22 protein-coding genes are annotated in these 26288 nt (G+C 40.3%); 9 read left to right on the top strand and 13 right to left on the bottom strand.

The features are described from left to right. Positions 1-19 precede the first annotated feature (19 nt). A complete protein-coding gene (rhuM, locus tag HC000_RS12925) occupies positions 20-1057 on the top strand; it encodes a RhuM family protein (protein WP_218911008.1) in 1038 nt (345 codons plus the stop codon). 276 nt (positions 1058-1333) lie between these two features. After that, positions 1334-2638 (top strand): DEAD/DEAH box helicase, encoded by a 1305-nt coding sequence (locus HC000_RS12920; protein ID WP_179807860.1) that lies wholly within the window; start codon positions 1334-1336, stop codon positions 2636-2638. A gap of 83 nt (positions 2639-2721) precedes the next feature. On the opposite strand, the gene HC000_RS12915 is transcribed toward HC000_RS12920, so the two are convergent. From HC000_RS12915 to HC000_RS12900, 4 genes are all read right to left on the bottom strand, one after another. Beyond that, on the bottom strand, positions 2722-2967 hold the full coding sequence (locus HC000_RS12915) for a DUF3297 family protein (protein WP_172459242.1): 246 nt from the start codon (positions 2965-2967) through the stop codon (positions 2722-2724). A 157-nt stretch (positions 2968-3124) separates the two neighbouring features. Then, entirely contained in the window at positions 3125-5374 is a 2250-nt protein-coding gene (gene rnr / locus HC000_RS12910; protein WP_179807859.1) for a ribonuclease R, read from the bottom strand. A 271-nt stretch (positions 5375-5645) separates the two neighbouring features. Continuing rightward, positions 5646-5855, bottom strand: a complete 210-nt coding sequence (locus tag HC000_RS12905) for a cold-shock protein (protein WP_007377377.1) — start codon at positions 5853-5855, stop codon at positions 5646-5648. Between the two features lie 187 nt (positions 5856-6042). Further along, positions 6043-6252: a cold-shock protein gene (locus HC000_RS12900; protein ID WP_011329603.1), complete on the bottom strand. Its 210-nt coding sequence runs from the start codon at positions 6250-6252 to the stop codon at positions 6043-6045. A 436-nt stretch (positions 6253-6688) separates the two neighbouring features. On the opposite strand from HC000_RS12900, the gene HC000_RS12895 reads away from it, so the two are divergent. The 3 genes from HC000_RS12895 to HC000_RS12885 all read left to right on the top strand — a co-directional run bounded on the left by HC000_RS12895 (position 6689) and on the right by HC000_RS12885 (position 10932). Next, the gene (locus HC000_RS12895) at positions 6689-8278 is read left to right on the top strand and encodes an alkaline phosphatase (protein WP_179807858.1); all 1590 of its coding nucleotides are present in this window, start codon (positions 6689-6691) and stop codon (positions 8276-8278) included. An 11-nt stretch (positions 8279-8289) separates the two neighbouring features. Next, positions 8290-10083, top strand: coding sequence for an alkaline phosphatase (locus HC000_RS12890; protein ID WP_179807857.1), 1794 nt, complete (start codon positions 8290-8292; stop codon positions 10081-10083). Between the two features lie 135 nt (positions 10084-10218). Next, positions 10219-10932 (top strand): hypothetical protein, encoded by a 714-nt coding sequence (locus HC000_RS12885; RefSeq protein ID WP_086993152.1) that lies wholly within the window; start codon positions 10219-10221, stop codon positions 10930-10932. Here the strand turns inward: HC000_RS12885 and HC000_RS12880 are convergent. The 8 genes from HC000_RS12880 to HC000_RS12845 form a co-directional block, all read right to left on the bottom strand. Beyond that, entirely contained in the window at positions 10907-12799 is a 1893-nt protein-coding gene (locus tag HC000_RS12880) for a monovalent cation:proton antiporter-2 (CPA2) family protein (protein WP_011329599.1), read from the bottom strand. The genes HC000_RS12885 and HC000_RS12880 overlap by 26 nt on opposite strands. Positions 12800-13082: 283 nt before the next feature. Continuing rightward, the gene (locus HC000_RS12875; RefSeq protein ID WP_089368904.1) at positions 13083-15614 is read right to left on the bottom strand and encodes a TonB-dependent receptor; all 2532 of its coding nucleotides are present in this window, start codon (positions 15612-15614) and stop codon (positions 13083-13085) included. Between the two features lie 291 nt (positions 15615-15905). Next, the gene (locus HC000_RS12870; RefSeq protein ID WP_011329597.1) at positions 15906-16748 is read right to left on the bottom strand and encodes a DUF4198 domain-containing protein; all 843 of its coding nucleotides are present in this window, start codon (positions 16746-16748) and stop codon (positions 15906-15908) included. 51 nt (positions 16749-16799) lie between these two features. After that, positions 16800-17309, bottom strand: a complete 510-nt coding sequence (locus HC000_RS12865; protein WP_089368903.1) for a DUF2271 domain-containing protein — start codon at positions 17307-17309, stop codon at positions 16800-16802. After that, positions 17309-17941, bottom strand: coding sequence for a PepSY-associated TM helix domain-containing protein (locus tag HC000_RS12860; protein WP_011329595.1), 633 nt, complete (start codon positions 17939-17941; stop codon positions 17309-17311). The genes HC000_RS12865 and HC000_RS12860 overlap by 1 nt, the downstream gene beginning before the upstream one ends. Before the next feature lie 127 nt (positions 17942-18068). Then, a complete protein-coding gene (locus HC000_RS12855; protein WP_041454623.1) occupies positions 18069-18464 on the bottom strand; it encodes a YbaN family protein in 396 nt (131 codons plus the stop codon). 187 nt (positions 18465-18651) lie between these two features. Beyond that, a complete protein-coding gene (locus HC000_RS12850; protein WP_086993147.1) occupies positions 18652-20013 on the bottom strand; it encodes a porin in 1362 nt (453 codons plus the stop codon). A 62-nt stretch (positions 20014-20075) separates the two neighbouring features. Beyond that, a complete protein-coding gene (locus tag HC000_RS12845) occupies positions 20076-20555 on the bottom strand; it encodes a MarR family transcriptional regulator (RefSeq protein ID WP_011329592.1) in 480 nt (159 codons plus the stop codon). A gap of 451 nt (positions 20556-21006) precedes the next feature. Here HC000_RS12845 and HC000_RS12840 point away from each other — a divergent pair, with 451 nt between their 5' ends. Genes HC000_RS12840 through HC000_RS12830 form a run of 3 tightly spaced genes read left to right on the top strand, consistent with a single transcriptional unit; the run spans position 21007 to position 23967 of the window. Then, positions 21007-21861 (top strand): D-hexose-6-phosphate mutarotase, encoded by an 855-nt coding sequence (locus tag HC000_RS12840; protein ID WP_011329591.1) that lies wholly within the window; start codon positions 21007-21009, stop codon positions 21859-21861. A gap of 44 nt (positions 21862-21905) precedes the next feature. After that, positions 21906-22439, top strand: a complete 534-nt coding sequence (locus tag HC000_RS12835; protein WP_179807869.1) for a PH domain-containing protein — start codon at positions 21906-21908, stop codon at positions 22437-22439. Further along, positions 22432-23967 carry a PH domain-containing protein gene (locus tag HC000_RS12830; protein ID WP_179807856.1) on the top strand — a complete coding sequence of 512 codons (1536 nt, stop codon included), beginning with the start codon at positions 22432-22434 and terminating at the stop codon, positions 23965-23967. Before HC000_RS12835 ends, HC000_RS12830 begins: the two co-directional genes overlap by 8 nt. 116 nt (positions 23968-24083) lie before the next feature. Here HC000_RS12830 and HC000_RS12825 read toward each other — a convergent pair whose 3' ends face one another. Further along, positions 24084-25217 carry a PepSY-associated TM helix domain-containing protein gene (locus tag HC000_RS12825; RefSeq protein WP_179807855.1) on the bottom strand — a complete coding sequence of 378 codons (1134 nt, stop codon included), beginning with the start codon at positions 25215-25217 and terminating at the stop codon, positions 24084-24086. A 283-nt stretch (positions 25218-25500) separates the two neighbouring features. On the opposite strand from HC000_RS12825, the gene HC000_RS12820 reads away from it, so the two are divergent. Continuing rightward, on the top strand, positions 25501-26115 hold the full coding sequence (locus tag HC000_RS12820; protein ID WP_086993144.1) for a PQ-loop domain-containing transporter: 615 nt from the start codon (positions 25501-25503) through the stop codon (positions 26113-26115). Positions 26116-26288: the final 173 nt, after the last annotated feature.

Below are 26288 nucleotides of genomic sequence, written 5' to 3'. Positions count from 1 at the left end.
TGAACATAACGGATAAAAAATGACTGAATTAATATCGGATGAAAAAGCGCCGAATGGTGAGTTTCTTTTTTTTACCTCTGAAGATGGTAAAGCAAGGGTTGAGTGCCGTTTTGAATCAGATACCTTGTGGTTAACACAAGCTTCAATTTCAGAGCTGTATCAAGTAACACCTCAGGCTATTACTCAGCATATTAAAGCAATTTTTGATGAAGGTGAACTTGAACAAAATTTAACTTGTAAGCATTACTTACAAGTTCAAATGGAAGGCGGCCGATCTGTAGAGCGCAACAAGCTGCACTATAACCTTGCTATGATTATTGCCATTGGCTACCGAGTTAGGTCAAATAGAGGTAACCAATTTAGACGCTGGGCCACGCAAACCTTGCAAGAGTATCTTATTAAAGGGTTTGCAATGGACGATGAAAGGTTAAAGAACCCAGCCGTTGATAACTCCTTAGTGCCAGACTATTTTGATGAAATGCTCGAACGCATTCGTGATATTCGCACCAGTGAACGTAGAGTGTATTTACGGGTGCGTGAGATATTTGCGATGGCCGCAGATTACGAGCCCAGCAATAAAGAAACAACACATTTTTTTCAAAGTATTCAAAACAAATTACACTATGCCACAACAGGTATGACCGCAGCTGAGCTTATTGTTACACGCGTAGATGCCGATAAACCTAATGCAGGATTAACCGTTTTTAAAGGTGATGAAGTACGTAAAGGCGATGTGACCATAGCTAAAAATTATTTGACCCAAGAAGAAGTGAGCGAGTTAAATAGAATTGTTACTATGTGGCTTGATTTTGCTGAAGATCAAGCACTACGTCGTAAGCAGGTATTTTTAAATGATTGGGATGAAAAACTCGATAGCTTTCTTGAATTTAATGATCGAGATGTATTGCAAGGCAAAGGGCATATTTCGAAACAACAGGCAGATATTAAAGCTAGACAGGCTTATGAAAACTATGAAGTAAAGCGCCGTGCTTTAAAAGAAGATCAAGGGCTACAAGACAGTATCGCCGCTTTGCGCGCCATAACGAAAAAGCAATAGTGAGAGCAAATGGGGTCGCGTCTTTTTTTGCCTTTAATCTAAGAGGGGATCAATCACTGCAATTTTGCTTATTTTAATCTAGGAAAGGATTACCCTAAACACAATTATAAAAGCGCGGGATAAACCCGCGTCTATAAATATCACAAAATCTGCTCGTAACTTGGCTCGAATCGCGCAGCGGTTACCTAAAAGACATTTAAATCACTAACCCCTACTTAATAAGCGTTAAATACGCTAAAATTGCAGGCTAATTTTTAGCAATGAGCCCACACCTTTATGACCTCAGCCACAAGCCCTAGCACTTTTAACGAACTTGGTCTTATTCCAGAGCTATTAGCTCGTTTAACCGATTTGGAATATACCCAGCCTACGCCAATTCAAGCTAAGGCTATTCCTAGTGTGCTTGCGGGCAGTGATTTAATTGCTGGGGCAAATACTGGCTCAGGTAAAACAGCAACGTTTGCGCTGCCAATGCTACAAAAAATGTTCCTTGAGCAAGGTAGTAAAAGCGCAGCCAGCAAAGGTAACTTTGTTACAGGGCTTATTTTAGTACCTACTCGTGAGCTTGCTACGCAAGTAGCCGATAGCGTTAAATCGTATTCTGCTAACTTTAATGGTGCAATTAAAACGGTTGCTGTGTTTGGTGGTGTATCGGTTAATACACAAATGCAGGCTCTTCGTGGTGGCGCTGATATTATAGTGGCAACACCAGGACGCTTACTCGATTTAATCTCAAGCAATGCTATTAAGCTCGATAAACTAAATACACTCGTGCTTGATGAAGCCGACCGTATGCTAAGCCTTGGCTTTACCGAAGAGCTTGCTGAGTTATTAGCGTTAATGCCTGCTAAAAAACAAACTATGTTATTTTCAGCAACTTTCCCAGAGCAAGTTAAGCTATTAACACAAGATTTATTAAACGACCCTGTTGAAATACAAGTTCAAAGCAAAGACGAAAGCACTTTAGTACAGCGTGTATTTAGCGTTAATAAAGGCGAGAAAACCACTGTTTTAGCGCATTTAATTAAAACCCATAAATGGCGCCAAGCACTGATTTTTGTTAATGCTAAAAAAGATTGTGAACACTTAGCGCAAAAGCTTGAAAAGCGCGGTGTTAATGCACAAGTTTTTCATGGCGATAAAGGCCAAAGTGAACGTACCCGCGTAATAGAAAAGTTTAAAGCAGGCGAAATTGAAGTGCTAATAGCAACTGATATTGCAGCACGTGGTTTAGATATTGAAAAGCTGCCAGTGGTAATAAACTTTAACCTGCCACGCAGCCCTGCTGATTATATGCACCGTATTGGCCGCAGCGGCCGTGCAGGTGAAGTAGGTTTAGCGCTTTCATTAGTTGATTATGAAGATTTGCATCACTTTAAAATAATTGAGAAGAAAAACAAACTACGTCTTGAGCGCGAGCAAGTGGCAGGCTTTGCAGTGAACCAAGCGAATATTGATGCTGCACAGGCGCTTAAAAACGAAAAACCAATGGCAAAACCCGAAGGCACAGGCAAGAAAAAGAACAAAAAAGCAGATCTTGAAGACGATGTTTGGGCTGGTTGGCGAGGTAAATCTAAGTAACCAGAGTTTTAGTTAAGTAATTAGAGTAAACATTGATCTAAAAAGCCGACGTTACGTCGGCTTCTTTGTACTGCATCAGTGTTTTATTTATAAAATACGTCTACAGTACCTTTTACTTTTATAAGTAATGGTTGGCCACGACGATCTAGCGCTTTAGGTGCGGCAACTTTGATCCAGCTTTCACTGATGCAGTATTCTTCAACGTCAAAACGCTCTTTGCCGTTCAGAGTTACACCAATTTCATGTTCGAATACTTCTTCTACATAAAACTTGCTGCGTGGATTAATCGAAAGTTGGTCTGGTAACTCTGGTTTATTTGTATCAGTCATAATTGTGATCTGCATTGAATAGATAGTGCGCTATTGTAGGCAATACAGGTGTTATGCTCAAGCACGACAACAATAAATGCGAATAAAGTTAGCTATTAAACTTCACAGTTAAGCGCGGCGGTTTAAATTAATAACTAACAGTGCAGCTTGTCTGCAATTAATGAAACGTTAAACTAGCCAGTGAAAAGCTCATTTTGCGTTGGCGTAAGTCAATACTTTTTAAGGTCACGTTCACACGCTCACCAATAGTAAATTTTTGCTTGCTGTTGCTCCACTGTTGTTTGGCAGCATTAAATACAAATTCACCTTGGCTGAAGCTACTCACCGCTACTAAACCCTCAACGCCTGTGCAGTCGAGCTCAACAAAAAAGCCAGCGCTTGATACACCACTAATAGTGGCGGTAAATGTATCGCCAAGGTATTTTTCCATGTAGCTACATTTTAAGGCGCTTTCTACTTCACGGCCAATATCGTTGGCTTTGCGCGATTGCGCTGAGCAATGTAAGCTTAATGTTTCTATACTTTCAAGGTTATAAGGGTATGCCTTTTTAGCTAATTTGCTAACGTTAGACGTTTTATGAGCAAACACATTTAAGAAGCTTATCGCCCGCTGTAAACCATTTTTCTGCTTAGCCTGAATTTTGGCACGAATTGCACGATGGGTAACTAAATCTGCATAGCGGCGAATTGGCGAGGTAAAGTGAGCGTAAGCATCGTATGCTAGGCCAAAGTGACCTTGGTTATTAGCCGAGTATTCGGCTTGCGATTGTGAGCGCAGTAATAAAGTACGGATCACGCTGGCATCGCTGCGCTGACCAATGTTATTTAGTAATTTATTATAATCGGCTGGTGTTGGCTTATCACCGCCGCCAAGCTGCAGTCCTTTTTCGGCTAGGAGTGCCCGTAGCGTTTGTAGCTTTTTCTGTTGTGGCCCTGCATGTACTCTAAATAATCCGGGGATTTGGTGTTTATCTAAAAACTGTGCGGTACACACGTTAGCGCACAGCATAAATTCTTCAATCATACGGTGTGCGTCATTGCGCTCTATTGGATCAATGCTGGTAATTTTTTGATTTTTATTCAGATTAAGCTTGAGCTCTTGTGTATCAAAATCAATAGCGCCGCGAAGTTTGCGCGCTGCGCTTAAATCTAAATAAAGATAATGCAAATTTTTAATCAGTGGCGATACATCAGCATTCAACTCGGCTAATTGTTTAGCTGGGCTAGAATGGGGTTTAGCAATTACAGCATGTGCTTGTGTGTAGGTTAGCCTTGCATGTGAGTGGATCAGCCCCTCTGTAAAATTAGCTTGAGTCACTTGGCCATCTTGGTTAATAGTCATATCACACACTAATACTAAGCGATCTTCATTTGGGTTTAACGAACATAGGCCATTTGATAATGCTTCTGGCAGCATAGGAACAACTTGCCCCGGGCAATAAATAGAGGTGGTACGTTGCTGCGCTTCTATATCTAACACATCATTGGGTTTTACATAATGCGATACATCGGCAATAGCGACCAGTAAGCGCCAGTTTCCTTGCTCTGTTCTTTCGCAGTATACGGCGTCGTCAAAATCTTTTGCGTCTTCGCCATCAATAGTAACAAATGGAAACAAGCGGTAATCTACACGCGCTAATTTATCTTGCTCGGTTACTTTATTACCAAGTGAACTTGCTTGTACTAGTAAATCCTTGCTCCAGCTATCTGCAACACCATGGCGACGCAGCGCAAGCTTTGTTTCCATACCTGCAGAGTGAGGAAGACCAAGTACCTCGGTTATTTGCACTTGAGTTGCATGGCGAAAAGTAGGGTACTGGGTAATTTTAGTGTTTACATACTGGCCCACACTGGTGTTTGCTAATTGGCACTGCGCTACTTGCACTTTTTGTGGGCATTTTGTGTTATCGGCTACTAGCACGTAGTCTGTGCCTTGGCGCTTTAATATACCGGCTAAATGGGTGGTTTTATGCTCAATAATTTTTATTAATTTATTGTTTGAGCGTTTATGACTAGCGGCTTCTTGTAGTATTTGTACTATATCGCCTTCAAATACGTGAGCTAACTGGTTCTTAGCGATAAATAAATCTTTTTCGCTGGCGCTATAATTAACGAAACCAAAGCCATCTGCATGTAGGGTAATTACACCACTCACAAGTAAGGCTTGATCAATAACTTGGTAACCTTTGTGTTGGCTAAACATAAGTTGGCCATCGCGTTCCATGGCGCGTAAACGCCTTCTGAGGGCTTCTTTTTGCTCAGCATTTTTTAGCTCTAAGGCATGCGCGATTTGTTCACGGTTAAGGTTTTTTTTCATTTTGCCAAAAAGGCTTAAAATAAATTCACGACCCGGGATCGGGTTGTCATAAATTGGTGATGATAATGGTGCGGTTGGGTTCAAATTCATAAAACTCTCTTAAATTCGCCCAGCGCTTTTACTGTGTATCTACAAACTAGGAATATAAAAGACTTAAGATTGATAAAGATAAGGTGGAATAAAGCATAAGGCGAGACTGACTCGAACAGTGAGTCGAAAATAAATTAAGCTGCATAGTACATACTCAATTTTAAATGTTTAGTAATACCAATTACTTAATGTAAGTGGTAAAAAATTAGCTCACAGACAAATTAATTATATGTGAGCTGTTAATACACTAAAGCGTATTATTTAACAGTGTTTATATACAAACAATGTTTTCGGCTTGTGGGCCTTTTTGACCTTGAGTAACAGTAAACTGTACACGTTGGCCTTCAGCTAAAGTTTTGAAACCGTCGCCAGAGATTGCACTAAAGTGTGCAAACACGTCTGCGCCAGATTCTTGCTCGATAAAGCCAAAACCTTTTGCTTCGTTAAACCATTTTACTGAACCAGTAGTTGTATTAGACATAATATGTATTCTAAAAAATTAATATAAGTGTGCCTGAAAAGAGGCGATTGAGCCGGAAAAAATAGTTAACTTGAGGATAACGCGTAGGATTATTACTAAAACAACTCGGTACTAACAAATAAAACAGAACTTCTTTCAAACTAGTATTCTAAATGGGTTATTGCTAACCCATTAAATTGTTATGCAATTAGATGCAAACAATGTTTTCGGCTTGTGGGCCTTTTTGACCTTGAGTAACAGTAAACTGTACACGTTGGCCTTCAGCTAAAGTTTTGAAACCGTCGCCTGAAATTGCACTGAAATGTGCAAACACGTCTGCGCCAGATTCTTGCTCGATAAAGCCAAAACCTTTTGCTTCGTTAAAAAATTTTACTGTACCAGTTGTAGTATTAGACATAATAGTATCCTAAGAATTAATAAAAGTGTGCCTTAAAATAGGCAATTTAACAGGGAGAAAACAAGCATATAACTGAGGATAACGCGCAGGATTATTACTAATAACAACGTGGTACTTACAAATAAGCTGGGTTTTCAATCAACCCGATGCAGGCATGTTAGAGTAAGTTAAAACATGTAGCAAGCTTTATATAATTAAAAGTTATATAAAACGGCATGATTATTTTATATCCTTTTGTAAATTAAGGGTTTTATTTTTTAACTTTGTTTTGCATTTTTGATGTGTTTTGATTTTATAGTAGTTACATTCATAAATTTAGTCATTTAACTTTCATAAAAATTACCTTTATTAGTAACATCTATTTCCTATAGTGCAGCGGTTGATGTTTTTGAGCTCACAGTTTTTAAAAATAACCACTACATAATGGGAATTACGGATGAAAATTAAAAAAGTTGCTGCGGCAATAGCGCTAACATTTGCGTTTAACGCAGCTAGTTATGCCAATGTATTACCGCAAAGCCAAAAAGACAGCAGTTGGTATAATGCTGCGCAAACAAAATTAACAACAAAAACTACCCAAGCGCAGAGTGTTAAAGCCACCAAAGCTAAAAACGTAATTTTATTTGTTGGTGATGGTATGGGGGTATCAACGCTAACCGCCGCACGTATTTTACAAGGACAACGCAATAACCAATCGGGGGAGGAGGGTTACTTAAGCTTTGAGGCATTTCCGTATTCCGCACAAGTTAAAACCTATAACGTAGATGCACAAACTCCCGATTCTGCGGGCACTATGACTGCGATGATCTCGGGTGTAAAAACCGATGTTGGCGTAATAGGTGTTGACGAAAATATAGAGCGTGGGATGTGTTCAACAGTTGCGGGCAACGAGTTACTAACAGCAACAGAGCTGGCAGAAATTAAAGGCCTAGCAACTGGGGTTATTTCAACAGCGCGAATTACCCATGCAACGCCTGCAGCAACGTATGCTAAATCGGCCGATCGTAACTGGGAAGATATTTCAGACATGCCAGAGGATGCAATTGCAGCTGGCTGTGAAGATATTGCCTCGCAACTAATTAACTTTGAAAAAAACCTAGAGGCGCGTTTTGTTGGTACTGATATAGATGGCCTTGATGTTGTTATGGGCGGCGGACGTCGGCACTTTTTACCCAAAAACGTAGCAGCTAATTCAACAGACGCAGTAAGCGCAATAGAAGGGGATCGTACCGATAATCGTAATTTGATTAGTGAATGGCAAGCGCAATACCCTACTGCAACGTATGTTATGGACCAAACCGGCTTTGATAATATTGCCGATGACGCTACTAAAGTATTTGGCTTATTTAACGAATCCCACATGCAATACGAAGCAGACCGCGCAAACGATATTGCTGGCGAGCCTTCACTTACCGATATGACTACTAAAGCAATTGAAGTGCTGGGCAAAAACGACAAAGGCTTTTTCTTAACCGTTGAATCGGGTCGTATTGATCACGCGCACCATGCGGGCAATGCCTATAATGCACTTAACGACACAATAGAGTTGGCCAAAGCGGTACAAGCTGCGGTTGATAACACCAATCCAGAAGAAACCCTCATTTTAGTCACTGCCGATCACAGTCATGTATTTACTATTGCGGGCTATCCCAAACGCGGCAACCCTATTTTAGGTCAAGTTGTGGCCGTGGGCGAAACAGCCCCCAGCCTAGCTGCCGATAACAAGCCCTATACCACAGTTGGTTACGCCAATGGTTTAGGGTTTAGAAACTTAGGTGATGAAACAGATGCCGATGCAAGCTATGCAAGTGCTGCTGTGGCAGGGCGCGTTGAGTTACAAGGGATTGATACAACAACCCCTGGTTTTCATCAAGAAACAACAGTGCCATTGGCCTCGGAAACACACGCAGGTGAAGACATTTCATTGCATGCAACAGGCCCCGGTGCTCAGCTTGCACAAGGCGTAATTGAGCAAAATGTAGTGTTTCATATAATTAATCAAGCTCTTGAACTAACTCAGCAATAATGGCGGCTAACATGAAAAAATTAACGGTACTTTCTTTAGCAGTAACTCTTGCACTAACGGGTTGCTCAAGTGACAGCGATAAAAACCAAAATAGTATATTAACTGTCAATAACGTAATTGCTGTCGGGTCTGAGCAATGTGTTAACGGCGGAGTAACAACACAAACAGGCGAAGATACCAACGGTAATGGAATATTAGAAAGCAGTGAGGCTACATCAAGTAACTTAGTATGTAATGCACCAGCTACGTCGCTTAGCAGCGAGCAGTTAGCATCGCTTACTAGTAATGCTTGGTTTAGTGATGCACAAACCAAGTTAGCAACCACAAAAACAGCAAATGCGAGCATAGTGACTGAGTCAGGCAAGGCTAAAAATGTTATTTTATTTGTTGGCGATGGTATGGGAGTTTCGACAATAACTGCAGCGCGTATTTTAGCCGGGCAGTTAGAAGGTGAAATGGGTGAGGAGCATCAATTAAGCTTTGAAACTATGCCGTATTCAGGTTTTGTAAAAACCTATAACGTAGATGCACAAACGCCCGATTCGGCCGGCACTATGACCGCAATGGCCTCAGGGGTTAAAACCGATGTGGGTGTTATTGGTATTGATGAAGCGGTTGAGCGTGGTAATTGTGTGTCGGGCAAAGGACATGAGCTAGTTACCTCACTAGAGCTTGCTGAAATTGCGGGTAAAGCGACCGGTATTATTTCAACTGCCCGCATTACTCATGCAACACCTGCGGCTATGTACGCAAAATCGGCCGATCGTAACTGGGAAGATATTTCTGATATGCCCGCGAGCGAGTCAGCTAATTGTGAAGATATTGCATCGCAACTGGTTAACTTTGAGGCCAACCTAAAAGCGCGCTTTAATGGTGTTGATGTAGATGGCATTGATGTTGTTATGGGTGGCGGGCGTCGTCATTTTTTACCAAAAGATGCTGCGTTTAATTCAGCCGATGCAGTAAGTGCAGTTGAAGGGGATCGTACTGATAATCGTAATTTAATTAGTGAATGGAAAACGCAATATCCAAATGGTACTTACGTAATGGATCAAACCGGTTTTGATGCAATTAGCGATGATGCTACTAAAGTATTTGGGCTGTTTAACGAATCTCACATGCAGTACGAAGCAGACCGCGCAAATGATATTGCTGGCGAGCCTTCGCTTTCACAAATGACCGAAAAAGCCATAAATGTACTGGGCAAAAACGACAAAGGGTTTTTCTTAACCGTTGAGTCGGGTCGTATTGATCACGCGCACCATGCGGGTAATGCATATAACGCTTTAAACGACACCATTGAATTGGCAAAAGCAGTTAAAGTTGCGGTTGATAACACCAATCCAGAGGAAACGCTTATTGTTGTAACAGCCGATCACAGCCATGTATTTACCATTGCGGGTTACCCTAAACGCGGTAATCCTATTTTAGGTAAAGTGGTGGGCGTAGGCGAAACAACGCCAAGCCTAGCGGCCGATGATATGCCATATACAACGCTAGGTTATACCAATGGTGGTGGTTTTAGAAACCTCGGTAGCGAAACAGATGCTGACGTAGGTTATAACTTTGCACCAGTAACAGGGCGGGTTGATTTAACCAATGTTGATACTACTACCCCTGGTTTTCATCAAGAAGCGCTGGTACCAATGAGCTCAGAAACACACGCAGGTGAAGATGTTGGCGTATATGCTATAGGCCCTGGTGCGCACTTAGTGACAGGCACTAATGAGCAAAGCTTTTTATTTCATGTAATGGACTTTGCCGCAGATTTAGTTAAAACAGCAAACGACAAAGTGGCGCAGTAGTAAGTTTATAAATTGTGTGTGCAAAACAACTCGTACTCTGTGCGGGTTGTTTTTATATTATATTTTGTCATAAAACAGCCATTATTTTTAGCTATGTTAAAAGCATAAATTAGAGCCATTTAAAAAGAGTACCCAATGAAAAAAGCATTATTAATGATGACCGTATTATTCAGTAGCAGCGCTTTTTCCCAGCAATGCAATGTTAACCCAGCGCTATTAAAAGCAACTTACACTGTAACCAACAATAAAAATAACGAGCCAACAACTCAAGCGCTAACCCTGTGGCGAAACCAGCAACAAGTAGCGCATCAAAACGAAATAACGACCGAACTGTGGCAGCATTTAACTAATAAGCAAATACGGCCAATTCGTTACTTTAATGCTCAGCAGCGGGGTATTGAATACCAACCGTCAGAAGTACGTGGAGTACAAAACTGGAGTGCAAAAAACCAGCTGGTGGATGCGCATTTAATAGCAAAAATGACGTTAGTAAATACTCAGGGTACAGGTTGTGATGAAGTAAAAAACTATGTGTTAAACGAAGCTGAAACTGAGTATAAGCTGGCTTTATTTACACAGTCAAAGTTGGTTAAAACATTTAGTGTCAGCAGTAAAAAAAGCCAAGTAAGCACCTTACTCAGCCTTAATAATGTAAGTAGTAACGAGCAAGCGATAGTTGCTCAGTTTGCTAAATGGGATAACTTTCAAACTACTGACTATGCCGATATAGGCGACAACGAAAACGATCCCTTTTTAGCTAAAATGATTAACCTTGGTTTTATTGAGCATAGCGCCACTGGCTTTTATAACCAGCAGGGGCAGGCTATCCAAGGTGAGCATTATCATTAGATTTTTTGGGCTTGGCAGCGTCCTCTGTTAAGCCCGCAATATAGTCGTTGTCGTCGCAGGTATTTAAATCTTCTTGTGCTTGTTTGTCTTGTTGTAGTACTTGTTTTAAATCTTCCATACGCTGGCGTACAGCTACACCGTAGCTAATATCGTCGCCCCATAATTTTGCTAACTGTAATACACTGGCGCGGTCGTGATCTCTAAATAGCTTACCAGCTCGCTCGGCATCGGGTTTATTGTTACCTAATAACTCGAGCGCTTTAACTGCAAGGCTGATGGCAGAATCAACAGTTTCACGATTAAAGGCATCTACTTTTAAACTAAGTAATTGATAAGCGTGACGACGGTCGATAGCACGTGCAACAATTTTTAACTGCGGGTAGTTTTTTTGCGCAAGCTTAATAATTTCTAATGTTTTATCGGGGTTATCTATAGCCACTACCAGCATTTGTGCTGTTTTTGCGCCTGCGGCTTCAAGTAACTCCTGACGCCCAGCATCACCATAAAATACCGTTTTACCAAAGCGGCGTAATAATTCAATTTGCGTAGGGCTATGATCAAGTACTGTTATTTCGTAACCCTGGGCATGCAGTAAACGCCCCATTACTTGGCCAAAGCGACCGTAGCCCGCAATAATGACATGTTTAGCGCTGCTAATATGCTCGGGTTTATCAAATTCAGGCTTTACGCTGCTATCGCGTTTTTGCAGTTGCTCGTAAAACATTAATAATAAAGGGGCTATTAACATAGAAATAGCCACCACTAAGGTTGTTAATGCGGTTTGTTCGGGCGTTAAAATGCTTAGCGTACTAGTTACACTTAATAATACAAAAGCAAATTCGCCTCCTTGTGCCAAAGCCAGTGTAAATAATAGTTGCTGCTTTTTATTTATTTTAAAGGTAAAAGCCAGCGCAAATAAAATACAGGCTTTAATTACTATCAATAAAACAACTAAGCTAATCACAGTGCTAAACTGATTAAAAAACAGTTCAAAGTTAATCGACGCGCCCACAGTAATAAAAAACAGCCCTAATAGCAGACCTTTAAAAGGCTCTATGTCGGCCTCTAACTCATGCCTAAATTCACTTTCGGCAAGTACTACGCCAGCTAAAAAGGTACCCAGCGCAGGTGATAAGCCAATACTTTGCATAACTAATGCAATGGCAACCACTAAAAAAAGCGCAAAAATGGTAAATATTTCACGTATATGTGTTTGCGCTATATATCTAAAAATGGGGGCCGATATATATTTACCGCAAGCAATAATGGCGGCAATAACAGCAATCGATGCACCTACTTGTTGCCAAACCGGCCAGTTGGCAATAATTGAATCACTAACCTCGGCGTTGCCACTCAGTGGTGCAAATGCGAGTAAGGGTAATAACGCTAAAATAGGAATAATAGCGATATCTTGAAATAGCAGTACAGAAAAAGCATTTTGCCCAGCTTCTTGTTTTAGCCAGCCTTTTTCTTCTAGGCTTTGCAGTACAATAGCGGTAGAGGAAAGCGCCAGCATTAAACCAATGGCCAATGCGGTTTGCCAATGCATGGCAAACAGCCAATAACAAGATGCAAAAATAACGGCTGCGGTTAACACTACTTGTAAACCACCTAACCCTAAAATTGAGTGGCGTAATGTCCATAAACGTGAAGGTTGCAGCTCTAAACCAACTAAAAATAGCATCATTACTACGCCAAATTCGGCAAAGTGCATTACATCGGTTTGATCGCCAACCATAGCTAAGGCATAAGGGCCAATAAGTATGCCTGCGATTAAATAACCCAGCACCGATCCGAGCCCTACTCGTTTGGCAATAGGCACAGCTACAATTGCTGCCGCTAAGTAAATTAAAGCTATTTCTAACACGTGTTTTTCCTAGGTGAGTTTTTAAACCCAAGTGGTTTGCGTATAAATAGAATGACTGACACGCTTATAAAATACAATAATTTAAGTGGCTAGAAATGCTGTTTTTTTTAAATTTTACAGCCTTCAAAGTATTATTAATGCTGACATACCCTAGCTCTGCTTTAATCATAATGAGATTTTTTTTCAGGATTAACGCGAATGTTACTTATATCAATCGTTAAGCAGCAAAAAAAGGATGCGTAATGCATCCTTTATAACTTTCAACTTTTAGCTAGCACTTTTATTAAAAGCGGTAAGTAATATTACCGTATAAAAAGCGCCCATCTAAACTGTAGGGTGTGTAAGGCGTGTACGGAAATATTTGGCCAAAGTTAGAGTGGCCAATATTATCTACCGTTGCTTGAGGGTACTGATCAAACAGGTTGTTAGCGCCTACGGCAAATTTCCATTCATCGTTAGGGCTATAAGCCACTTCAAGATCGGTTATCCATTTTGCATCTAGGTATTCATCTCGGTCGCTGCTTGTAGAAATATCAGCGACTTCGCCATAGCGCGTGGCACGCAGTGTAGTTTGCCATTCGTTAAAGCTCCAAACAGCCGATAAGTTTAGTTTGCTATCTGGTGTGCCTTCTTCAAAACGGCCCACTTCACGCCGAGCAAATACAACATAGTCATCACCTAACGAATTGAGTTCTTCAGGGTTGTCGTCTATATGGGTGACTTTAGTGTCGTTAAAGTTAACCGCTGCGTTTAAGCGTACGTCGCCTAGGTTATCTAGTTCCAGTAAATAAGTTGCAACTATGTCTACACCTTGCGTACGTGAGTCTATTGCATTGGTAAAGTAGCGTACCCTTTCGGTGTTTAGCTCACCAGCGTTTGCTAAAATTTGAGCAACTGCTGCACCGGCTAGGTTTTCAGAGAGTACAATCCGGTCATCAATATCAATACGATATGCATCAACCGTTAGGCTAAAATTACCTTGAGTGTAGACAAAGCCAGCGGTTAAGTTTACAGAGTCTTCAGCGTCTAGTTTTTTAGCGCCTAATGCTTGTGCTGCTGGAGAGTCACTTGGAAATAAACCTACTTCAAACGCTTGGTTGTTTTCAAGTATGGTTGATATTTGACGATACGAGCTTTGTGCTAGCGATGGCGCGCGAAAGCCGGTACTTGCTGCACCACGTAACGATAAGTTATCAGTAATACTGTAACGCGTTGCTATTTTTGAGGTGAATGTGTCGCCAAAGTCGCTGTAATCTTCATAACGGCTGGCTAAAACCACATTCCACTTTTCTGTTAAGTAGGTATCAAATTCAACAAAAAGTGCTACGTTGTGGCGGCTTTCGTCGGTAACACTTTGCGGACCAAAACCAGATAGTACCTGTGCACCACCTGCTGCAATTGGGTTGCCGTTACTATCAAGCGCGGTAATATAAGAAGCTTCTTCGCCTTGTTCTATTTTGTAGCTTTCGTGGCGGTATTCAGCACCTATAGTAAAAAATACGTCATCTGGTAAACCTAAATCAAATGCTGTGCTGGCATCTCCATTAACAATAAATTGGTCATAAACCAATGCGCCGTTATCAAATTCGGTTTGGCTGGTGGCACCTAAAGATGTATTTAAGCTATTTACTACGCCTAATGCAAAGTCGTTGCGGCCGTAGTTGGTACTTACATCCCATGTCCAGTCGCCTGTTTCACCTTGTAAACCAAGAGCGAGAGAGTAATCTTCTACGTCGGTTTCAATTTGTGGCAAAAAGCCATTAGGGTAAACGTCTAAAATGTTATTTTTATCTACAGCTCGGCGATAAAATCCGCCTGAGTTGCCTTCACGCTTAGAGTAGCTACCAAAAGAGTATAAGTTTAAGCCGTTATCAAAGTCGTAGCCCATGTTGTAAAACAGTGCATAGTCTTCAAGCTCTGCTTTACCAAAGCGGTGATTATAACGATCGATAGTGAACTCGCGTGGATCTAGGCTACCATCATCAAGGTGGCTATATTGATCGCGAGGGTCAAAACCAGAGCGCTGGGTAGAGTCGTTATCACGATATTCAATAGACACGTTTACAAAACCGTTATCAGCTAACGAAAAACCAGAATTAGCACTAATAGTACGCGTTGCGCCATCGCTCATTTTACGATCGTCGCCAGTATTAAATGCTAAGTTGCCGTTTGCATCTGCGTACACGCTTTCAAGCTGAGGTACTCCAGCCATTTGAGTATCATATTGTCCGTAAGTTACGCTTACACTGCCGCCCTGCGCTGCATCTTTAAGAATTATATTAATAACCCCTGCAATAGCATCTGAGCCGTATTGCGCTGCGGCACCGTCGCGTAATACTTCTACGCGCTTAATTGCCGATGTTGGGATCATATTTAAATCAACAGCTGTTGAACCACGCCCAACTACGCCAGCTAAGTTTAATAGCGCACCTGAATGACGACGCTTACCATTAATAAGCACTAGGGTGTGATCGGGGGCTAAACCACGCAAAACTGCAGGTTTAGCATGGTCTGTACCATCGCCCATTGTTGCGCTTGGGTAGTTAAAGCTTGGCACTTGGTTTGCAAGTACTTGGCTGATTTCAAGCTGGCCTGTACTGGCCATATCGCGACTGGTAATAATATCAACAGGTACTGAACTTTCAGCAATACTGCGTAAGCTGCGACGAGTACCCGTTACCGAAATTACTTCGATATTTTCTTGTGCTTGACTATCTGGCTCTGCGGCTACAGCTACTGAATAAGGCGTGCTCAATGCAGTAGTAACGGCCAAGCTAAGTGCTAATTTTTTCGCTGAAAAGCGCTGTATGGTCATGTGATCCCCCAAGGGCTGCTATTGTTGAGTCTAAAAGCGCCGCATCTTAAAGAAGCTAATAGGATAGTGCAAAGATCAAAACAAACTAAGTTATGCAAATAGCTAAGGCTGGTGTTTACTTTGCGCTGAACGTACTAATTTAAATAGGTGTGCTTGTGTTGAGTAGTTGCAATCACATGGTGAATTGAGGTGTTTTTTAATACAATTAATTTAGTAAATGTAAATAAAAAAGGCCAAGTAAATTACTTGGCCTCTTTATTGTTTTTAATGTTTTAATTCAAGAGTTAAGTATTACTCTGGCGCAACGTCTAATGTAGTAAATAACGAGTAACGCACGTTATCTATGCCTTTTTCAGACGACTCTTCGCTCACGCTTGCTTCAATTAAGTATAAACCCGGGTGCTGCCACGTTGTGCTAAAAAAGCCGTTTTTGTCAGTGGTTACTTTAACTTCGCCACGTTCGTTACGGTAGCGTGTATCACCTTTTAATATTGCCAGCTCAACGTTTGCTGCCGGCTTACCAGCTTTGAGCAACTGAAAACGCGCTTGTTCACCAACAAATAAATCGTTAGGGTGAGTTGGGCCGCTAATCTCTAAACCTTTACCGAGTAGTGCAGGCTTAGATGTGCCGTTACGACTTACAAACGTATCAACGGTAGAAAATGCTTTGGTTGTTTTAATATCTGTAGCGTCTGCTGGAATATCTTTACTGTTTTTGCCACCAAAAACACGACGACGCTCACCTTTTGCATCTTTATAAAAGGTCATTAAACGTGGTTCACGTTTCATTGCAATATGGTAAGTCCCTTCGTTGGTTAATTTAACTGCCGCAGAGTTTTTACGCTGTAAAAAGTAAGCGCGAATATTATCGCTAATAGGTTTGCCGTCAGGGCCGATAGCCATCAGTAAATTGTCGTCGTATTGTGCGTCTTTCTCAGTTGGGCGGTATGCTTTGTCGGGAGCAAAAATTTCATTAGAAATACTCGCGTCAATCATTACATAATGCGCTTTATCGCCAGATAAAGAAGTATGCGATGGTACTAACCATTGTGCATGGGCGTTAGCATAGCTTGATGCAAGTGCAGTGACTGTAAGTGCGCCAATTAATGCACTTTTAAGTAAATTGATTTTCATAATCGTTCCTTTTTAAATGGTTTTAGCGGATGCTTTATTTGCTGCTATGTATTACTTGGCAATAATAGTGACGAAGCTTTGTGAAAATTCATTGGTACCATCAATCGTGATTTTACCCTCTTGTGTTAGGTCTATTTCGACACGGCTGTAATCTCGGCCGCCTTCTTCGCGTACCACTTCAATATTAAGTAAGTATTTACCCGGTTTTACTGGGTTACCGTCTAAATCATTGCCCTGCCAATTAATGGTGTAAGATCCAGCTCGTTTGGTTGCGCCGCTTATGCCGTCGAAGTTAAGGTTACTCTTACCGGCTTTACGCCACCATTGGCGTAAGTCTTTAAACCATTCGGCTTTTTGTACCCAAAGTGCCAGCGTAGTAACGTGTTTGCGCTCGCTTGTTTCTAGCCAAACTGCAACATAAGGGCGGTGATACGGTTGTACGTCTAATTCGGGTAGGTTTAATTCAATTTCTAATTGTGCAGTTTGTGCATGCGCAGTCGCTTGAAAAAACGTCGCAACTAGCAGCAATGCTGCGCTTATAAACACTTTAAATTTAATCATTAATACACTCCTTTTAATTGTGGAACCCAACATAAATAAATAACGACAGGCGTTGCTATGCCTAACACCGTTATCCATATTCCTGCTAAGCGTTTTTTTCTGTTTTGAAATAAAATAATCATGCCGGTAATGGCAAATAAGATCATTAATACAGCTGAGATATCTATTACCCAACTCCATGCTTCGCCACTATGTCGGCCTTTATGTAGATCGCCAATTAGGCTTAAAAAACCACCTGTTTGGTAATCAAGGTTTAGTGTGCCACTTATAAAGTCGAGCTCGGCGTAGGCAAACCCCGCGGGTAATGGGTAGTCGAGCATTACCAGTGCGTCCTCTTTTTCCCATTCAATGCTTTTTACGTTAGTGAGCGCATATTGCTTGGCTAAGTAAGCTTCTATTTCGGGGTAGAGTGTAGGTAAGGTACTTAACTGCGCATTTGCTTTGGCAGCCAATGCACTTGGAATTGGAGTTGATATTTGGCCATTATTTTTATCATTTTTAAGCCAGTCAACATGGTTAAGTACTATGCCGCTAACACAAAATAAAATAAGCAAAAAAAATAGCGCTGTAGAAATATAAATGTGTAAAGCCCGGCTGGTGCTATATAAAGCTCGTTTGTTAATAAACGCCATAATAACTGTAAACTAATTAATATTTACCACATGATAATAATTTGTATTAGCTATTACAAATATACTTACTAAACTTTACATTAAGTTTTTATAAACAGCGGGTATTTACGTTGTTAAAGCGGGATATTCAACTTTTTGGTATGGAAGAGGGTCTTAAAATTAAATAAATCATTACAGCCACTTCAATTATGGCAACTAAAAAAATAACCCAAACAGCAGGAGATGAAGCCAGTAAAAATATAAAACCAACCAGCATGCCCAAAGCGGCGCAATATTTGGCTTTAACAGGCACTACTTTATGTGCTTGCCACTGGTGCAGGGTAGTGCCGTATCGTGGATGATTTAAAAGCCAATGCTCAAGTGCAGGCGATGAGCGAGTAAAACAGGCCAGAGCTAAAATAAAAAAGATGGTGGTGGGCATAACCGGTAGTACTATACCTATAATTCCAAGTACAACTAGCATTAAGCCAAGTACTTTAAACCATACCTTTTTGTAATATATATAGGTTGTTTTTATATTCACTTAGGTTAGTTTTATTAAATTATAGTTAGTTAGTTTGATTATAGAGTAATTAATGCCGAAATTTAAGCGCAATTGCAGTTACTTAATACGTGGACATAAAGGAATAAATAAAATTAGCGCAGCAAAAAGGGCAAACAAAGTTGCCCTTTATAAGTAACTAATTAACTAGCTAATTAACTTACCTGGCTTAAAAGTAATAACCAAGGTTAATATTAAAGCGGCTTTCTGTTTCGCCGTTACCCGCGATAGAACCGCCTACAAATGGCTGATTACGCGCATGTACATAATCGATGTAAGTAAATAGTCCACCGGCGGCAACCGATACACCCGTTACGTTCATCCAGGTATTTGCGCTGTTGTCTGATTTATTGTAAATAATACCGTAGTCGTTATAAAACTGTAGGTTGCTTACCGGTCCCCACTGTACTGGTACGCTATATGCTACGTTAAAGGTGCTGGTAGTAGCATCGGCGGCAATTGAATCATAAAACCCGTATGCGCCTACAGCCATGCGATCTATATTATCAACATTGTAGTTATACTCACCGTGTTGTAGTTGAATATTCCAGTTATTAATATGGCTATTTAAGTGCAGTGCCCAAGCATTGTAATCACCCGCACGATCGGTCCCATCATGTAAGCCACCCGCAAGTGCTGAAATACCTACTTCAGTAGTTATGCCTTCGCCGTGTTCAAAATGGTATGCAAAACGACCGGTAAAGGTGTTGTATTCGCCAAGAGGGCTTCCACCAATAATGCTAGGGTCAGCAGTTGGGTCTGCTTTTGTTGCAGGGTCTGCGTAAATACCTTCACCGGCACTGCGGCTTCCAACAATATCGTACGAATAACGATGGCTACGATCTTCTACATAACCGTCAACACCACCAAGTTCATCATTTTTGAAAAAGCCAAGGTCTAGTTGCCAGTTATCGCTAACTTTACGTTTAAACATAATACCTAGATCGTGATCATCCTCTAGGCCAATATAATAGTTAGTACTAAAAAAGTAATTATGTGAGTTATACGGGTCGTTACCAAATGGTACTTTAGTAATACCTGCTTGTACTTGCCACTCATCATTAAGTTGATAACCAGCCCACGCCGACTTTATAACGGTCATGTAATCAAAAAAGCGAATTTCACCGCCTAAAAGTACACCACCAACTTCACCTGAGAGGTTTAAACGAAAAATATCAAAATCAAAGTCACCAAGGCGGTCTTCATTACCTTCACTATACGAGGTAACACTGTAGTTAGTACGAATAGCACCACCTACGGTTATACCAGCAGATTCTTTCTCTTCAGCTTTAGTGGCAGCAACCACAGTTGTTTGTTCCGCTTTTTTACTTATTTGAGCAACTTGTTGTTCGTGTTGCTCATTAATTTTCTGTTGTTTGGTTTTTTCAGCTGCTAATTGCTGCTCTAGCATCTGCATTTGCTGTTTAAGTTGCTTAAGCTGAGTTTGAAGCGTGTCTAGATCTGCGGCGAATACATTGCTCGACGCACCAGCTAGCATGAGGGCAAGTGTTAATTTCGAAAGTTTAGTCATAAATTGCTGCTCAGATTTTGATTGAAAATTTAAGATGTAAAAGCACATCCTGTGTAAATTTATTATTTAGGAGCTTGAGTAAGCGCACCCACTTCTAACAGAGGCGATGCATCAAGTTTATCTGCATCCATCATTGCGGCAATGCGCTGCATTGACGACAGTAATAGGCTCTGCTCCCACTCTGCAAGTGCCGAAAACTTAGCAATAAAATGCTCTTGTAGTGGTTGCGGTGCTTTATCAAGTAACTCCTTTCCTTTATCGGTGAGGTATAAACTCACTCGACGCTTATCCATTTGGCTACGTACCCGAGTTACTAAGTCTCTACCTTCTATCCTATCAAGAATATTAGTAACGGTTGCCGGGCTTAAATTTACATTTTGAGCTATACGGCTTGCTGTTATCCCATCTGTATGGGAAACCTCTTGCATTATAAGCAGTTGTGGCCCAGTTAAGCCTGAAGTTTTATTCAGTTGCTTAGAGTGTAAATCGATCGCACGAATCACTTTACGTAAAGAAACCAATAACTCGTTATGTTTTTGCATTTAGCTAATCTCGTTAAAAGGGCGCAATGGTTTGCCATAATCGCGAAATGTTACACATCAAGTAAATTGAATTCAAATGATATATTGCATTTTAGCTTGCTTTTTGTGGTTTTTATTAGTTTGAGCAGTAATTAAAATTTGTGTTTTTTAATTTTTAATCTATGTCTGTAGTGTTTTATTCGCCAATGGCTGTAGTATACCTTTAAGCCTATAGAGTATAGATAATGAGTTTTTTTTATCAATTTATAAGTATTGCTAATTTACTGAGGGTGACATTTATAAATAAGTATTAGTACAAAGTAATTATTTATAAATACCTCGCAGGTATTACCGAATGAAAATAAAGCGATCGATATTTAAATTATTTCGCTTATTATGTAGATGATTTATAAGCTTACTTGACTATTTAGGTGCACATTTAACACTACGTGCCAGCATTATAGGAAATAATATGAAGTTATCACCTTCCGTTAGTATTTGTCATACTGATACCGGTTTAGAATTTATTAATATAAATAGCAGCCATTGCGATGCAAAAATATTTTTGCAAGGCGGGCAAATTACCGAGTTTACCCCAAAAGGTAAGCAGCCATTGTTATGGGTATCTCAAGAAGAAACATTCCAAGAAAATGCCAGTATTCGCGGCGGTATCCCAATTTGTTGGCCTTGGTTTGGAGCACACGATAACAGCGATTTTCCGGCGCATGGTTTTGCTCGAACGAGTTTGTGGCAGGCCGATGAAGTGCATGAAACCGAATACGAAGTTATTGTTAGCCTCAAATTACCCATGAAACTAGTTAATCTTGATTATTGGCCGCATCAATCAAGCTTACGAGTTGAGTTTGTACTAAACGAGCAGTTACAAGTGCGCTTAACAACCACAAATTTAAGCAATACACCGTTTAGCTTTTCGCAAGCGCTGCATACTTATTTTCCAACATCAGATATTAACAATACCAGCGTTGATGGTTTGCAAGGTGCGCAATATACTGAATTTGGCGAAGCTCCAGTAATGCAAAGTGATGTGGTTAGTTTTGCCCGCGAAACCGACATGGTTTATACCCAAGCAGCGCCAGTGCAAACCATTAATACTCCCGAGGGTATAATTAGTGTGGGCCGAGAAAATTCCAGCTCTTGCGTACTGTGGAATCCATGGATAGAAAAATCAAAGCGTTTATCTAACTTTGCTAATACTGAATATAACAACATGCTTTGCCTTGAAGCAGCCAACGTATTAAATGATGCCGTTACGCTCGCGCCAAAACAAAGCCATACCTTAATTACCATCATTAAATGGCTGAGTTGAGCCTTGTATTTATATAAGTAATAGTGAGTTTAAACAATAATATGGTGTTTAATAATCAACAAATAACCAACTTACCACAACATAGTAATATTGAGTTTAAGCCATTGGCGGCTAACGCTTTGCTTCATGTGCAACTTAATTGGCTGGCGTTTTATATTCCTTTAATAACCGGCTTAGTGGTGGCGTGTTACTTAAATGCTGCTTTTGCTAATCTAGCGCAAACGTATTTGTTGATTGGCATGCCAATAATTATCATATTATCAATGTTTTATAATGTAGTGAGTATAAATCTGCAAGGGGTAGCAATGCGCACCCACGATATCGCGTTTAAAAAGGGAATTATTTGGCAGCAAATAGTTATTTTACCGCTAGCGCGAGTACAGCATATTGAGGTGCACCGCGGGCCAATTGAGCGCAAACTCGGCTTAGCGAGTTTAAAGCTATACAGCGCTGGTGGCATGAGCGCCGACCTGCAAATTAGCGGCTTAACTCACGACGATTGTAAAAATATGCGCCAGTTTGTACAAAACTACCGCAACGACGATAACATCGCACAAGTAACCCCTGCAGATGAGTAACGCTGGTAGCGCAAGTAGTTTACATTGGCAAGCTGTATCGCCTTGGGCGTTAGTGTATTTTGTTGTCCATTTTATGGTGCGAGTTATAAGAGATGGCATATTTAATTTGCTACCTATTACGATTGTGTTTGTAACTCAAGTTGAAAATAAACTATTTTGGGGACAAATTGCCGGAGCCGTCGCGCTTGTTGCTTTGCTTATTTACTCTTTTTTATATTATAAAAGCTTTCGTTTTTGTATTTCTGAAGAACACGAAATTTTACTCAAAAAAGGCGTATTTAAAAAAGAGCGTTTAACCCTTAAATTTGCTCGCGTACAAAACGTAAATATTGCTGAGCCGTTTTATTTTACCCCTATTAACTTAGTAAATTGTATTTTTGATGCCGCAGGTAGCGTAGCGCAAGAAGTGGTACTGCCGGGAATAACCAAAGAACACGCACAACAAATGCGTAAACAAATTTTTGCTTACAAAGCCCAGCAGCAAGATACTGTAACTGACAATGTAGATCACCAAGTAACAGCACAAAGCAGTCTATTTATTAGCAATAAAGAAATTGCTAAGTTTGGTTTAATATCAAATATGGCTATTTTAGCCTTTGCAGCTATTGCGCCATTTATAAATGTTGTTATCGATTTTTTAGAGCAAAAGCTGATTGCTAAAATGGAGGGCTTTTACCAGCAAGAGCTAGGTATAGTGGCCAATGCTGCCATGTTTGCGGTGATCACCTTAATTGTTTTGTTGGTTATTATTGCGGTGTTGTTATCGGTTGGCATGTCGTTGATTCGGTTTTATAACTACGAGCTGTATTTTAAAGGACAAAAGTTTAAACGCATTGCTGGCTTATTAGAGCGCCATCAGTTATCTATGAGCTTAGATAAGGTGCAATCAATTGTTATAAAACAAAACTTAGTTGCCCGACTATTAAAACGCTTTACCGTTGAATGCTTGCAAGCGAGCAGTGGTGGTATGGTAGCAGGCGTTGCTGCTAAAAATAATAAACAAACCTTGCTCTTACCGGTATTAAACGCGGCACAAGTAAACAGTGTTTGCCAATGGATTTATCCTTGGTTTAATAGCAAAAATCTCGCATTTACAGGCGCAGAGCGCGCACTACTATATAAAAACTTGGTTTTTTATGCGCTTTTACCGAGCATATTAGTATTTGTTTTTTGCTTAGTAGCTGAGTTTAATATGTGGCTTAGTTTAGGTGTATTTGTTGCATTTTCTGGTTTAGTTACCTTGTCGTATCAGCGTTATGGCTATTACTTACATGAAGATAATGGCCGGTATTATATGGTGGTGCGCAAAGGCTTGATTGGCGTACATTATCGGGTGTTTGAACTGTATAAAACACAAAGTGCCCGTAGTATAAGTACCTACTTAATGCGTCGCTCAGGGTTAAAAAGTGTGTGTATACAACTCGCCTCAGGTTACGCTTTTATGCCCTATATAAAGCAGCAAGATGCTGACTTTATAATTGATTTTATACTTATGCAGGTTGAATCTGATCCCCGTAGCTGGATGTAACTTCACTAAAAGCATGTGTAATTTGTAGTTAACTGCGCTTTGGCTAAGTTATTTCTCCATTTGTAGATACAGTAACTTAGCCTGATATACAGCGAGTTTTTGGTTGTGGGGTGTAATCAAGGGTTTGCTGCGCGACGTTTATTTAAACGGTTTTGTCGTGACTGCTTTTTGCGTGCACGTCGGGTAAGCCATAAATAAAAGCCAGTACCTGCAAGCCATACAGGGCTTAAGCCAATAACAGCCCACAGCACCTTACTTACAAGCCCTGCAAAGTAGCCAAAGTGGAGCTTTCTAAAGCTATCAATTACTTGCCAGCCAATTCCTACTTCGCGAATATCCCAGTTAGCCATGTGCTCGCCAGTTAGCTTACTGTAAGTAATTGTATTGGCGTATTCACTAGCCAGCGGATTGGTTGTGCTTACTTCACCAAATAAGGTAATGTTTTCGTCTGGCTCTAATGGCAAAACTAAAAAAGTACCGTTAAAAGTAGAGATTTGTTTTTTGCTGTCATCGAGTATTTGCTGCAACGAAATGTCGTGACTGTATAAGGGGTTGGTTAGTACATAATGCGCTTCTTGTGCGTGCTCTATCGTTTCGTGATACCACACAGCCCAGTTAAAGTAGCCGCCAGTAATGGCTAAAATAATAATAATGGGTGAGCCTAACACGCCGGTCATTTTATGAATGTCGCTAAGCACTATTTGTAGTGTTGCACGCCAGCGTACGCTAAATAAGCGTCGCCAAAATTTGCGATAAATAATCAGGCCGCTAATACCCAATACGAGTAAAAACACCGCAAAAAAGAACCCTAATACAGTGCCTGTTTGCCCTGGTAAGTTTTTAAAGTCGTTAAGTAAAAAAGTGTAATGCAGCTCTAAAAACCAATCGGTGAAATAATGGCTGGTACCCACAGGCTCTGACAAAATATCACCTGTGTATTGGTTTAAATGTAACTTAGCCCATTGCTCTGTACCGCGCTTTATTAAGTAAACCCGATCAGCAGTATCATCGTTAAATATTTCCCAACTAGCTACTATATAATTAGGGTAAGTACGCTCTGTTTTAGCGATTAACTTATCAATAGGTAGCCGCTCAGGTAGTGCTTTTACCACAAAGTGGCTATTTGGCATTAGCAGGCCATCTATTTCGCTTTTAAATACTAAAACACTCCCTGTAATGCTAATAACAATAAGGGGTATGATAGCAATAAGGGCAACCCAGCTATGAATTTTAAACAGTGTTTTTCGCATATATAAAGCAAGAAAAGATGATAAGTATTACGTATGATAACAATTATCAATTGCAATTCAAGTTTTGCAGATGGTTATGCTAAAAACAGCAAAAGCGTGAACTTAAGCTAACGATTTTTGTATAGCTAAGTTGCCAGCTGCTAAAAAAATATTTTCAATTTAGTTGAGTAAAATCTAGTCGCCACTACAATGCCGTCATAAGGTAAAACCCTTTAAAAACATATGTTTATTATATGTTTCTATTTTAATTCCTATTAACACTTACGTAACGAACGAGGTTGCTTTGGCACATTTTCTGCCTGTATTGTCTTCATTTATTTTAGTCTTTAGTTTTTTACCACTGCTAAATAAAATTCGTAAAAATCGCAGCGTGTCGGGTTTATCGCTGTTGATGATGACCTTTGGTGTTGCACAAAGTACGTACTTTATTGCCTTTAATCTGTATTTTGAGCGCTTTTATATGGCGCTGCCATTTGTAGTAACAGGCATATTAAGTGGTTCTATTTTATATTATTTTGCGCGTTATAATGCTGAGCGAAAAGAGCGTATTCAGTTACTGTGTATGTTGGCTTTTTCGCTTATTCCATTTACGTTATTAGCTAACCCAGCACTCGATACAGCTAAGGTACTAACATGGTTAACCTTTGTTGGTTTGGTAATGAGCTCGGTGCGTGTAATGCCACAAACGTATAAAACTATTCGCAGTGGTGATATTAGTAATTTAAGTGCACGTTATTTTAGCTTGCAGTTTGTGGCGGGTATTTGTGGTTTATTTGCCGAGTTTGCTATGGCTACGCAAAGTATTGCGCATATTTTAACGTTTGTAATGATTTTACTCACCAACGCTGCGCAGCTTGGTTGCATTCAATATTATAAAATGCGCCCTAATACAGTATAACGTTTAAAATAGTAGTGATAATTTAATTTAACTGTGGCAGGTTTAAGCTATTCGTAATTATAAAGTTTAAACCATGCAATTAACTATTCATCAAATCTCGAATTCAAGTATTAAGTGCAATCATTATGCAGCCACCAGTATTTCTGATTGCCCCGTAAATAATTCATGAGGGG

It is taken from the genome of Pseudoalteromonas sp. MIP2626, assembly GCF_013414205.1.
In the GTDB taxonomy this organism is placed as follows: Bacteria; Pseudomonadota; Gammaproteobacteria; order Enterobacterales; family Alteromonadaceae; genus Pseudoalteromonas; species Pseudoalteromonas nigrifaciens.
The sequence above is the reverse complement of the archived record's forward strand: the minus strand, read 5'-3'. Positions and strand labels throughout refer to the sequence as shown.